The 12,787-nt window shown below is 63.0% G+C and carries 7 protein-coding genes; 1 reads left to right on the plus strand and 6 read right to left on the minus strand.

Annotation, left to right across the window (positions count from 1 at the left end; translation table 11 throughout):
- Positions 1-468 precede the first annotated feature (468 nt).
- Positions 469-2,829, minus strand: a complete 2,361-nt coding sequence (locus tag CA951_RS26395) for an FtsK/SpoIIIE domain-containing protein (protein WP_087559649.1) — start codon at positions 2,827-2,829, stop codon at positions 469-471.
- 1,086 nt (positions 2,830-3,915) lie between these two features.
- Positions 3,916-4,338, minus strand: a complete 423-nt coding sequence (locus CA951_RS26400) for a hypothetical protein (RefSeq protein ID WP_087559650.1) — start codon at positions 4,336-4,338, stop codon at positions 3,916-3,918.
- A 329-nt stretch (positions 4,339-4,667) separates the two neighbouring features.
- Here CA951_RS26400 and CA951_RS26405 point away from each other — a divergent pair, with 329 nt between their 5' ends.
- Positions 4,668-5,396 carry a hypothetical protein gene (locus CA951_RS26405; protein WP_143543097.1) on the plus strand — a complete coding sequence of 243 codons (729 nt, stop codon included), beginning with the start codon at positions 4,668-4,670 and terminating at the stop codon, positions 5,394-5,396.
- Positions 5,397-5,686: 290 nt separating this feature from the next.
- Here the strand turns inward: CA951_RS26405 and CA951_RS26410 are convergent, their stop codons facing one another.
- From CA951_RS26410 to CA951_RS26425, 4 genes are read right to left on the minus strand one after another with little or no spacing between them, the layout of a single operon-like run.
- On the minus strand, positions 5,687-7,339 hold the full coding sequence (locus tag CA951_RS26410; protein ID WP_087559652.1) for a M23 family metallopeptidase: 1,653 nt from the start codon (positions 7,337-7,339) through the stop codon (positions 5,687-5,689).
- The gene (locus CA951_RS26415; RefSeq protein WP_087559653.1) at positions 7,339-9,618 is read right to left on the minus strand and encodes a hypothetical protein; all 2,280 of its coding nucleotides are present in this window, start codon (positions 9,616-9,618) and stop codon (positions 7,339-7,341) included. The genes CA951_RS26410 and CA951_RS26415 overlap by 1 nt, the downstream gene beginning before the upstream one ends.
- Positions 9,615-12,125, minus strand: a complete 2,511-nt coding sequence (locus CA951_RS26420; protein ID WP_087559654.1) for an ATP-binding protein — start codon at positions 12,123-12,125, stop codon at positions 9,615-9,617. The genes CA951_RS26415 and CA951_RS26420 overlap by 4 nt, the downstream gene beginning before the upstream one ends.
- Positions 12,126-12,139: 14 nt before the next feature.
- Positions 12,140-12,760 carry a hypothetical protein gene (locus tag CA951_RS26425; RefSeq protein WP_087559655.1) on the minus strand — a complete coding sequence of 207 codons (621 nt, stop codon included), beginning with the start codon at positions 12,758-12,760 and terminating at the stop codon, positions 12,140-12,142.
- Positions 12,761-12,787: the final 27 nt, after the last annotated feature.

Consider the following 12,787-nt stretch of genomic DNA (forward strand, 5'->3'; position numbering starts at 1 on the left):
TCGACCCCAGTCCGACCGTTGACCGAGTGAAGAAGAACAAGAAAGTCACACTGACTTTGGGGGCGTGCCGGTGTTAGATATTTCCCGCAGCATCGCTCGCTTCTGTCCTCGAAGTACTGCCTGTAATTCCCTGGCCGCTATCGACTTGAATGCGGCAATCCGTTGCGGTGCGCCGCTCGGAATATCGTCGGGGCCGGACAGTTGATGTCGTCGTTGCGGGGGTGGACGGGAGGAAGAGGACGAGGTTGGTCGCCGCCCCGCCGAGCGAAGGCGAACACCCTCTTGGCCTCCTCCACACCTTCCGAGAACCGCCATCTTCGATCCAACTGCCAGGTCAACCATCGGTTCCGCCTTCTTCACAGGAAAGACTGGTCGGTTCATTCGATCGTGCTCCCCCGTCTGTGCCGGTGTCACCAATGGTTCGCTGCTCTAAATTGTCGGTCGGCCGAGATATTCGCTGAACCCCCTTCAGCCTGATATCTGGATGGGTTTGCGGATTGATACGTAGGAACTGTCAGGTAAGGCGAGGTCGCCGTACTCATCGGTGTCGCTGCGCCAGGTCAGTGACAGCAATGAGTCTTCGATGATGTCCGGTTCGGGATCGGTGTCTACGACGACCCATTCGTCGATGTCCTCCATCAGCAACAGGTCTCCGAGTGCGACATCGGCAGCGCGAACATCGCGGACCGGCCCGTACTGGTCCCCGTAGGTGTCAGGTGAATCCTCCGGTATGTCGAAGACCTCGGCTCCGCCGTCCACCGGTATCTCTGGTTCGGTTGCTGCCGGTTCTTTGACCAGGGCTAGTCGACTGCGTGAGGACTCCCCCCAAGCGGCGGAGGATTCACCGAATTGTGGAGCAGAGAGCTGATCGAGGAACGAGGCGGCATCGGTGGCGCCGTTCTTGGCGGCCGTCGGGGTGCGGTAGTCGTCGAGCTCTCCCGCCGCTTCGTCGGTGGGCTCGGCGCGGCCCCCGAGTAGCCCGAGAAGCGCCGTCGGTGACGCGAGACGCCGATCGGTTTCGTGGGTCATCCTCGCTCGTCTGAGTACCGGATCGAGGTCGGGCCGGTCGCTGGCCAGTACCCATTCGGCCTCGATGTAGTCGAAGTACGTCAGCGGCGCCGGCTCTGCCGTGTCGTCGGTGGCGTCGATGTCCGGAAGTTCGTCCGGCGGGACGATCAGCAATCGCGGATGGCGTGTTATCGAGGGTCGGAGGGTGTCGAGCAGATCGGACTCGAAGGTGCCGGCGCGCGTCTTGCGCGGGTCGGGTACGCGGTAGCACTGGATCTCGATGGGCTGATAGTTGTCGGTGACGGTGGTGCCGCGGCCGCGGCACTTGCGGGGCACGCTGGTACCGATCGTCGGTGATTGCCACATCATGAGCGCCCCTTGTGGGGAGAGGCGGCCCATGGAGATACGCATGGCGAAGTTGTCACGCATGTCGCCGAGGAAGTACTGCGCGTCGGGACGCTGAGTTCCGAAGACCAGATGCACTCGCGAGGTTCGGGCCTTGCGCGCCATCGACGCAAGCATGTTGAGCACCGGTGGCTGTCGGGCGCCGCCCTTCGGTTTGACCCTGGAGTACCAATCTTCGACGTTGCCGCGGAACTCCGCCCATTCGTCGAGAAAGACCAGTACTGGTTCGAAGTCCGCTTCTGTCGCCTCGCCGGTAACGATCTTCTGGTAGCGGAACTCCATGAGATCGCGGGCGCGGTGGACCAACGCCACTTGCTGCTCGATGGTCGTCGCGACGACTTGTACGTTGGGCCAGTCCTGGAATCCCAGGAATTCGACGTACTTGCCGTCGAGGACCCAGATCGGCCATCCACGTCGCGAGAAGTTGACCAACAGATTGTGTGCGGTCACGGTCTTACCGCTTCCGGGTGGGCCGATCAGCATCAGGTTCGGGTCGATCGCCGGCCGCCACACAACCTCGTTGCCATCTTCGTCGATTCCGTACGGAATTTCCACCGAGTCGTAACTGGCCAAGAGATCGACCTCAGGGTCGAGGTCCGGTGCCGGCAACCAGACGCTGTCCGGGAATGCTGTGCGTTGCTCGAATCGAACCCAATCCGTTTCAAGGTTCCACCGTGCTCGCCAGCGACCGGGCAACGTCGCGCTCATTCCTCGTTCGACGCGGGTCCGGTAGCCATCCGATTCCAGTTTCGGACCAAGTTCGTGACGTACTTCCATTGAGGTCACTTCGCCGGTTTCGGCGGCGACGTCGATCGCGGTTACGGTCGCGGTCGGGCCCAACAGCTGGGCGATGATCCGCTTCGCACGCACAACCTGGTCGCTGTCGGAGACTTCTCGTTCCGGCTCGGCAGCGGGCGTAAAGATCAGGCGCCGACGGGCGGGGTCGTGCTTGTCGAGTTCGAAGAAACCCCACCCTTGATCTTCGAAGACCCCGCAGATATCAGCGAGCCACGTCTCGTCATTCAGTGCCTGTGTCGAGTCGTAGTGCACGGTGAGTTTCCCCGGAAGTCCCGGCCATCCACGACTCCACTTCGACGTCGACAGCACCGCCCGGGTGGCCTCCGGCAGCCCCACGATCGGGCACAGCCTTTCGATCACCTCGTCGACGTCGACATCGCGAAGCTGCTTACGTTTGCCGGCTACTCCGGCGTAGACGGCAGCGATCGACAAGCCCGCCGCGGCGGGCATCGCGAGGGCGCTGTATCCAAATAGCGGAGCGGCGGCGCTGGCACCGACCGCGGTCGTACCCAAGCAGAAACTGTCGCGAAGCCAGGTGTGCGGCCGCGGCCGCAAGGAACTGATTCGGGGAGAGCGTGCGAACCGCGCACCACTTTGCTGCGGAGGTGTGGTTGTCATCGCCAGGCCTCGCCTTCACCAGTCGGCAAGGAAATCACGAGCGTGCCGGCACTGCGATTGCCTCTTCCGCTCGCCGATTCGAAATTCCTGACTCGGCGTATCCAACTGCCGATCCGTGCCGCAGCCACCTTGCGTTCGCAGTTCGCTGCTCATCCACGCTGCTCCCTCCTGCGCGAGCGAGCACACCACCTCGCCGCTGATTGGATCTCTCCTACTCGGAGGAAGATCCCGGTAAGGGAGCTTGTGTGACACGCGCCGGCCAAGTTATCTGATCCGCGCTCGCTCCACATCTGGAAGCGGTGCGCTCATCGCCTCCCTTTGGAATCCTCTGGGAGGCGTCCCATCCTCATCCCATTGACCCGACCTTGCGACACCACCATGCCGGTACGGCTGTCGGTTCTCGCTTGATCTGGCGCGGCTGATCGGGGTTGACCTGCGGTGCGCCACTTGCGTCAGCCATGCCGACATCAACTCCTTCTCATCCGATGTGGCGGATTCCTGGCGGGCTCCGCCGATCCGCTTCGTCCACGATGTACCGACCTGCGGCTCCGCCGCTTCCGCCACATCGGATGAGAAGCCGCGCCAACGCCGCGCCACCTATGTGAGAAACGCGCCAGATGCACTGAGAACCGACAACGGCAATCCCCGATTTACACCAGATTTACACCACCACCCCCTTGACACGTGCGTTACGCTCCGAACAGCGCAAAGAAGAGAGCATGGACGGAGCGAATCCCCCGCGTAGGGGTATATTTCCGCTCAGGCAACAACCCATCTCACGCGTCTTTATCGTTCCTTCAGCCTTGCGTGCGTACCTGTACTTGGCGCCATGCCACTGATCTCGCTGGTCTCGCACACCCATCACGAAGCCGTCCCAACGCCGCCTCCATGCCGTCCCGACACACCGTCGGCATCCGGTACGGGTTTCAGCCGACAGTGCTGGCGATGCCACGCCACATGGATAAACCGGCGGCGCCCATGACGGAATGGACACTCGCCGAGTACCAGCACCGACGATAGCGACATCACGTAGTGGTCGGACGGCCCGGGGACGTCGAGCATGACGGCCCGCCCGGCCCCGAGGGACTAGAAGTCGAACGCATCCTCCCGCAGTTCAAGGACAGTAAAAAGACCGGTCAGAGTCTCGTAGCGAGTGGCGAACGTCTGGCGGAGAGACGGGAAGTCCAGCCGAATCTGGGGATGGCCGCCGTCTGATCGCTGCGGGGCCGTCGGGAGCTGACTTGCGTAGCGGAAGGACATCCCCTTCTCGTCTACTTCCACCACGGCCTCAATGTGCTGAGGCGTTTCAGGATCCAACGGATCCAGGTCGAGTGCCGCGAGGTGTGCGTCCAACCCGATTACAAGGGCCGTCAGGTTGTGGCTGATCTTGTGGCGCAGCCGCCTGTTGAGCTCTTCCAGGTCCAGCGGGTGTGCAGTATCGACGTGACCTGTCTTCCCGCGGAGGCGGCAGGCATAGCGGATGAGGCTTGAGTGACAGCTCAAGGGCATGGCGCCGATGGTTCAGCCACGGAATCAACATCGTGTCGTCGAACGGCTGGCCCCGAAACGAGTCGGCAAGCCGGTTGGCAGCTTCGTCATAGAACATCGCGACCTCAACATCGTCTCTCGTGCGGGGAAGCATGATGACGTCGCGAAGCCGTTCTCCCGGGTGCTCATCCCAGAGTTGGGCGCCCATACTGTCGTCGCTCACTGAAACTCCTGCCGATTGCGCTCTATGCGCAATGTGCGCGGCCCGGCAGGGAGCCGAACTGAGTTACGTTACAGGATTGGAAAGTTCGCCGCACCCAGCAGTTCTTGAGTCCTCTACGCTTCCCCTCGTGGCTGTTTCCTCGAATGATCAGAGTCTGCATCGTGACCATGCAGGGGTTCGGCATAGAGCGGATCTTGTCGTCGTGGTCCCCGCCGTAGTCGGAATACTGGCCGGGGGTGTGTTCACATCGTTGATGGTGTGGCCGGTTCTGAATCCAGAGGACTGGACTGCCACCGGCTGGGCGGCGGTCGGCGCATGGTTCGCGGGCTTCGCCACGGTAGGGGCTGTGCTCGTCGCGCTCAGACAATCGCGCCGAGCGCGAGAGGACGCAGAACGCGCGCTCAAGCGCCAACAGGCGGACCAGCTTTCCGACCTCCTTGCCGACCTGCAAGGAGGTCAATCGCTGTTGCAGCCGAGGTGTCTCGGAGCAACCAGCTCCGCCAGGACTTATCGTGACGAGTTTGCGAATGGTGGCTCTACTCCCGAGTCGCGGGGACTGAATGCGCAGGCTTGGTCAGAGCTCCATGACCACTTAGGTCGAATGCACAGTGTGGCCGCTCGGTTCTATAGACACGCACAGGACGAACCGCAGCGTTTGCTGGTCACCGATGCCGTCGAACAGGCCGCGATGGCCATGTATGTTGCGCGCGATGTGGAGCGAACGATCATCTCAAATCGGGAACTCTCACTAGATGACGTCGATTGGTTCGACGGTCGTATCGAGTCGCAGTTCAATATCATCGGTGAAGTGGTACGAGACTTCGACGCTGTACGGATTGGGTTGCTGCGCAGTTGAGAATATCCGGGCTCGGTGCCTCGTGTAGCAGGCGGTCGATTGCGTAGCGGTCAACGGGTGTAACGGCGTTTCACCCTCTTCCCTCCCTTTATGCGTGTCGGCGATCTGACGGCTGTCGGCGAGATCCCAGGAGGGGACCGCTTGCCGCCCTTATTGCCAAGCGTCGGACTACACCCGTGTGAGCGGCATGAATTCGCAGCACCCCGCCCGAGTTTGACACTTGCCCAGGGCGCAGAGGATGCCCTTGTGCACTGCACCGATCCCGTGTGGCAATAACGTCCGGGCGAGTGTCAGGCTGCCAAGTTCTTCATGTGCTCACGCACGGCCGGCACGTATGCCTGGGTCTGGCCGAATGGCGGAATCCCGCCGTATTTGACGACGGCACCCTCCCCGCCGTTGTAGGCGGCGATGATCAGATCGGTGAAGTCGCCTTTGACGGCTCCACTGTCGTGATGCGGTCGAAGGTAGTCGGCGATGTGGCAGAGATAGCGCCCTTCCGAGGCGATCGCGTCGTACGGATTGAACGGGTCGGCAGCGTTCGGTGGTTCCGCTTTTCCGTTTCCATCCAGACCGGAATCCGTACCGAATGCCTTCCAGGTCTCCGGCATGAACTGACTCATTCCTTCGGCGCCGCCCTGGTTTACGCCATCGCCTTTGCTGACGGCCTTTTCGTTGAACCCGGACTCTTGTTGAACGATGCCGGCAACCAGAACCGGGCTCACCTCTGGGCACTGAGACCCAGCGGCCGAGACTGCGTTGGTGTATTGCGGCGGGATGCTGTCAGGGGCGAACTTGGTCTGATCACCGACCTCTGGCGGGCAGGGCTCCGTGGCGGTCGTACCGCCCGGAGCGTTGCCGTAGTGGGAGTCGGCGGTCGGCATCCCGCCGCCCTCGAGTGTGACGTGTACGTGGTCGAAATGGTTTGCGGTGTAGCCGTGACGGTCGTCCATCAGTGACCAGTCTCCGGTGCCATCCCAGTAACGCTGGTGCCAGATCACGTACTCGACGTGGAGGGCCACTGTGTTCTGTTGGAGGTACAGGGCGATCTTGTCGCCGAGCGCCTTCCCTTGGGCGCTCGCGGAGTCGGGAATCATGATGTCGACCGCGCGGCCGTCGGGGTGGTCCTGGGCGACGTCGCCGGTGGGGCGCCATCCGCCGATGGTGGTGATCTCGGGGAAGGCCGCGGCGATGGTCCGCATGACGCGGATGGAGTCGACCTGCATGTGCGCTTCGCTGCCGTTGTCGGCGGGCAGCGGTGGTAGGTCGCCACCGGTGGAATCGGTATGTGCGACCAGCTCTGCTGGTCCGCCATTGGGCGAGATGGTTCCTTGGTGTGTGAGCCACGGAATGGGATCTACTCCGCCGCCCAGTGACCAGCCTCCGGGGTAGATGCCGAAGTGAAGATGCGGTCCACTTGACTGTCCTTCGCTGCCCACCTTGCCGATCAGTTGGCCCGCTGTGACCTTGTCTCCGGTGTGGACGAGGACCCCGGACGCCTGCATGTGCCCGTATAGGGATTCGACGATCTGGCCATCGATGGTGTGCCGGATCCGAATCCACTGTCCGTAGCCGGCGGCGGGCTCGGCGGCGATGACTTCGCCGTCACCGGCGGCGTAGAACGGGGTGTCCAGTGGTGCTGCGTAGTCCTGGCCGTCGTGCATGCCTCCCTCGCGCATACCGAAGGGTGAGCTGATTGTGTAGGTGCCTTCGGCCATCGGGACCGCGAGGGATCCGGGCTTAAGTCCCATGAGGTTGCCGCCCCGGGCGTCTGGCACAGGTTGACCGCAGTTCGTGTCACTACCGGGCGTCGCGAGGATGACCAGTATCGGAGCCATCATGATGACCATGGCGAAGGCGGGTATGCCGGCGAGCAGCCACCACCACTTTTTCGGGCTGCCTTCCTGTGTGTCCGGGGTCGACGGTGGTGTGTCGAGGAGCGTCATCAGCGAGCTCTGTGGGCCAGTGCACTCGGCTTGACTACCGGCGCGGATCCGGACTGCGCGGCGGCAGCGAGCAGTTGAGCAGTCTTCGACGCTGAACCGTTGGGGATCCCTGTTTCAGGAGTGGCGGGTCTGGCTGGTCGCGGGGTGCGGCCCGGTGTAGTCGGCAACATCACCGGCGCCCCAGATGTGGTGGTGAATTCGCGGAATCGGCGCCCGTCCGGGCCACTGGTTGTCGTGTCCGAGGCGCGGACCTGGCCAGGGTTGGGGACCGGCAATGACGGGGCGACCCCGATCGGGTGCTTGATGCCGGCCTTGTCCGACACCGCCGTTTTCGACAGTCGACTCCGGACAGCGTCGGCAGCAGCGTTCGTAGCGGCGGTTCCGCGACTGGTCTGGGCACAGACCGTGCCTGAGGTGGACTTCGGATAGCTGTCGGGATCGGCGATCGAGTCGACCTTGTTCTTCGCTCGCTTCGTCGTCGAGGAGAGGACCCGTCCGGCAACCAGCACTGCAGCTGCCCCGCCGGTTGCTGCGGTCGACGTGGCTCCGGCTGCGACTTTTCCGGTCGTTGCCGCGGCGGTGCCGGACTTCTTCGCTAGTGCTCCTGCCCCTTTCACCACGGCCTTACCGCCCTGGTACATGTGGCGTCCGTTGGCGGCCATCGCAGCGATGTCGCGTGCTGTGGTGGGCGTTGAGCGACTAATGGCGGTCGGTGTGGCGTTGGGTCGTTTAGCCAGAATTGTTGCCAGGTTGTCCGACATTCGCTTCATTCCCTTGACCGCTCGGCGGAAGAGGAGAAGTGCGGTGACCAGGAAGATGTCGACGAAGAACACCGTGCGGATCAGGTTCGATTCGTCTGCAGCGAAGAGATCCTCGACGACCATGACGTATCCGACGAGGAAGACGATGGCGAAGATCATCTGCAGCAACGCCATTGCGACGTTGGCAATGGTCCGCCAGAACTGTCCGCGCATCGAGGGTGCGATGGCGAGGACGACTCCTGGTATCGATTTGATGGCATTGCCGATCGAGACACCTGCGGCGATGATCAGTCGGCCGGCGAGGTAGATCGCGAAGGCCATGAGGAGTGCGCCGGCGAAGATCAGGAAGAACAGGCCCATTGCTTGTCCGGGACCGGGGTTGTCGGCATAGGCCTTCATCGGCCCGTCCTCCCCCTCACATTTGGCGATGGCATCTTTGACGCGGTCTTCGGGTTTCGCGTCGGGATTGATCAGGTCAAGGGCTACGCCTGCCCCAGGGGCGATCTCGGAGACGACGTCCTGCGCTTTGTCCGCGAGTCCTGGCTCCTTTGGCTTCGCGAGGTACGCGGCGTCGAACTCTTTGACGCATTTCCCGTTGTTTTCCGGGGCATCGAGAACGACTCCGAAGTTGATCAGTTGCGTTGGTCGGCGGATGAACGTGTCGATGAGTTTCGATTCGATCGTTTCGATCTCGGTCTGCGGGTTTCCGCTGGTATCACCGCCGTTGGCGAGCCCGGAGGCGACTTCCAGTCCGGCATCTCGCGCCGACAGCACCAGTCCGTCGTCCCCGAGGACGCGATCGACCGGGTTCGAGAGAACGCCCACGGCCGCGGCCGCGATGACGCAGGACATGAGGAGCTCGTAGATTCCGGTGGAGAATCGGCCGCGGATGATCCAGATGGCGACGCTGAGTCCGGCGACTGTGAGCATCAGCGTTGTCAGCGCGAACTGGTCGGTGATGGAGGTGACCGAGTCGGCGATGGTGCGCACGGGTGTGAGGATCAGCTCGAGCCATTCGAACGAGAGCACCCAGGTGATGAACCAGATGGCCGTTGCCATCAGGAAGCGGAAGACCTCGTATTCGAGGGTGATGATGTACGCCCAGATCATGCGCCAGCCGCCGCCCACCGAGGCGTTGCCTTTGTCGATGGACAGGAAGTAGCCCCACGCGTCGATGCCGTGCGAATCTTTCAGATTCATCCAGGCGAAGAACGGGCTCGCACCGCCGCCGCCGGCGGGATCGGCGAGAGCTGGGGTGGCCACGATCATCAAGATGGCGCCGGCCGCGTGCCAGCCGGCGATGAGGCGGATGAGTAGCCGGCTCCACCAGCGTGCCCACAGCCAGCGGGTTACTGGACGGGTCAGGTGTATCAGTGCGGTCAGCCAGGATTGTGGGATCCATGCGGTGACGAGCCACAGCAGTGAGCGTTTGGCCGCGGCGCGGACACTGAAATACTCCCGGGGTTCGGGGGCGTCAACCACCTCCCGTTCACGGGAGGACGCCGCGGCCGCGGTCATGCTTTCACCAGCTTGTTGTCCTTCGGAGTGGTCGACACTGCAATTCGGCGAGACTCGGTTGCCGGCAGCAGCGTCTTGATACGGCCGACGTTTCCGCTGCCATCGCGCATGTAACCTTCACCGCGGCGGTGAGGTTCGACGTACTTGTCCTTTCCGGTTACCGGAGCTGTCTGTTCCATGTATTGCTTGACCAGTCCGTAGTCGTCCGGGTCGAGGCCGAGCCATTCAATGGCGCGCTTGGCGAGGGTTTCGTCTGTATGACGGTGCGCGATGCGGGTCTTGATCAGTCCGCGCAGCTTCGGGGTGCCGAACGCGCAGTCCTGGTCGCCGAGTCCCACGGCGGCAGAGGACTTGCGGCCCTGCAGCACGAAGTCCTCGACGATGTCGACTCCGTCGTCGGCGCCCAGGAGGTGGTGGGCCTCGTCGACGAGGAACAACGCCATCTGGTCGGGGTCGGCGAAGCACTGTCCGCGGGCGACCTTCGCGATCAGGGTGTACACCGCGTGACCGAACCGCTTCTCCAGCGGCAGGTTCTCGTAGAGGTGTTGTTTCTCGGTCTGCAGCTGGGTTGGTAAGTCGACCTTGTGGGTGCGGAAAATGATGCCGGGAGCAGTAATGGGCAGCGGGGGTAGATCTTTGCCGAACAGTGCCGCCGCGTACGTGCGGCGGGCGTAGACGTTCATTGCTTCGCCGAGATCTTGGGCGTGGGCGATCGGGCAAGCACCGGACAGGAGGTGTTCGGTCAGCTCGCCCAAACCCTGGTAGGGGTGCTCTGCGCGGTATTCGGGCTCGATCACTTTTGCCAAGGCGATGCCCAGGTCTGAGGAAGGCTGGATCCGGAGCAGTGTCAACAGCACGGACTGGGCCATTTCTGCTGCGACCCCGGCCTCGAAGATCCTCAGTGGATCCATGCTGTATTCGGGTTCGACGAGGTCGACGACGACGGCTTCGGTGACGGCGCGGGCCCAGTTGGCGTACTCGCCGAGATCGCTTTGGTCGATACCGATGACCTGCCCCCCGCAGTCGACGACCTGGCCGGCGATCACCTTCATGGTGACCGACTTGCCCGATCCGAGCTCACCGGTGACCGCGAAGGATCCGGACTGGTCGCGCAGGGACTTTCCGGCGACGTCATGGTGAACCACACTGATCCGAGAGGTGGTGATGTTCAGTGCCAACAGCGGACCGCTGCCATCGCCGAGATCGTTGCGAATGAAAGGCATGTACGCCGCGAAATGCGTCGAGGTGGTGATCTGAGCGAACTCGCGGACGATCTTCGATGTGGGGACGCCAGGCAACATCGCCCACCACAGGTCTTCCTGGTAGCCGACCGGCGCGACCACCTTGTATTCCTGCTGTTCGAACGCTTTCACCAATGCCTTCGCATCGGCGAGTGCACGCTCCTCGGAATCAGCTCCTACCGCGAACAACGCCGTCCAGGCAACTTCGACCTCATCGCGGTTCGTCTCGAGCAACGAGGTGTATTCGGTCAACGCGGCGGCAGCGAGGTCGAGTACACCTTGGCCGCCGGCCAACTCTCCTTCCCGCTGTTCGTACTGCTCCTTCAGGTTCTCGAGCGCGCGCTTGTTCGCTCGCATGACATCGGCACCGGCGGTTACCTTGAGTCGTACGGCGAAATCGACATCGATATCGCCGAAGTCGTCAGCGAGGGTGAAGAACTCCGAGCCGGGGAAATAGACGCCACCGGCGGGGGTGTCAGCGAGTGCGAGGATCACTTGGTAGGAGGCAGGGTAGTCGACGAATTCGTACGGCTGGTCGACTTTCAGGACCCGACTGAACGTCGGGACCTTGCCTCGCCAACCTGAGGCCTTCTCTCGATCCGATTGGGCGCCCTCGTCGATCCGGCATGCGGACAGGGCTGCACCTGACTTTGCTCCTGGCGTCACGGCTGCGTCCGGCAGGTCAGGGTCGACCTGCAGTCCGCGCGTCATCGCGTGCTGCCACAGCCACACCATCTGAGCGGGAGTGGCAGGTTGCGCATCGAAGAGACCGGGGATGTCGGCTGTGATCCGGTTGGCCTGCCGGACACGGGCCCGGATCTCGTCGTCGTCAAGTGCGGTCCGTGGCAGCCCGATGTAGTCGGAGAGTGTGGTCCAGGTCGAATGTGCCGCGGCCTTGACCTGATCGACGACTTTGGGTGTGGTCAGCGGAATGCTCAGCCAGTAGATCCGCTGGCCTGGGCGGTATAGCTCGATCGAGTCCAGGGTCGCTTCGCATTCGGTTGCCCAGTCCGGGTGTGCATCGAGATCGACGCCTTCGGTCATTCGGGAAACGACGGCTTCGGCGCTCAACGATGCTGCGATGCCCATCAACAGTGACTCGCCCGGAAGGGCGCGGACGAGCATCGTGTGCAGGGTACGAGCAGTGCGCTTGTCCACGTCGGGGCGGTAGCCGTAGTCGATGCCCGTGAGCACGTAGTCCGCCCAGACAACGCCGGACTTCGTCCACCGGATGTTCGCGGCCATTGACAGTGTCGGCTGTTCCATAGTGGCGGTGCTTTCTACTCGGAGGTGCCTGCAGCAGTCAGAGCGAGGAGTTCCTTGACGCTCGATCGGCCGGCGCGATGGGTGGGCCCGCTTGCCGGTGTGGGCACCGGAGCGGAGGTCTGTGGTCGTGGTGCGACCGGTTCCGCCGATGCGGTTTCGGTGACCTCGGCGGTGGCGATGTGCACGGCCTGCGGGACGACCGTGGCGCTGAGTTCGGCGGCCGTGGGGTCGGCAGTGATGTAGCCACTCGGACGCACGAGGTGGGGTGGCCGGATGGTCACCCGGCGGCCGTTGATCTGGATCTTGGCACCGGCCGGCGCGAAGGCTGCGGCGCAGATTCCCTGTGCCACTGAGGCGGGGCTCCGGCCGGCAAACCGGAGTTTGCCGACGACAATGACGGTGCCCAGTGACCAGAAGGCGAAGAATCCGACGTTCCAGGAAATGCTGTCCCGAAGCCACAGTGGATGCAGGAGCCACAGGAGCCCACCGACGATTGCGCCGCTGACGGCCTGCGGAACGGTATAGGGACCGAACGGCAGCTTCTGTCCCTCGGGTGTACGCCCAATCAGCTGCGGCACCTTGCGAGCGCGGGTGAAGTTCTTGATGACTTCCCCGGTGGTGCGCTCGTCGCTCATCGCAGCACCGGCCCACTCGTGACTTCA

This window comes from Rhodococcus sp. NCIMB 12038, from assembly GCF_002165735.1.
GTDB lineage: Bacteria > Actinomycetota > Actinomycetes > Mycobacteriales > Mycobacteriaceae > Rhodococcus_F.

Coding starts and splice junctions, on each gene's coding strand:
- CA951_RS26395 (WP_087559649.1), bottom strand. CDS start 2,829: ATGACAACCACACCTCCGCAGCAAAGTGGTGCGCGGTTCGCACGCTCT.
- CA951_RS26400 (WP_087559650.1), bottom strand. CDS start 4,338: ATGCCCTTGAGCTGTCACTCAAGCCTCATCCGCTATGCCTGCCGCCTC.
- CA951_RS26410 (WP_087559652.1), bottom strand. CDS start 7,339: ATGACGCTCCTCGACACACCACCGTCGACCCCGGACACACAGGAAGGC.
- CA951_RS26415 (WP_087559653.1), bottom strand. CDS start 9,618: ATGACCGCGGCCGCGGCGTCCTCCCGTGAACGGGAGGTGGTTGACGCC.
- CA951_RS26420 (WP_087559654.1), bottom strand. CDS start 12,125: ATGGAACAGCCGACACTGTCAATGGCCGCGAACATCCGGTGGACGAAG.
- CA951_RS26425 (WP_087559655.1), bottom strand. CDS start 12,760: ATGAGCGACGAGCGCACCACCGGGGAAGTCATCAAGAACTTCACCCGC.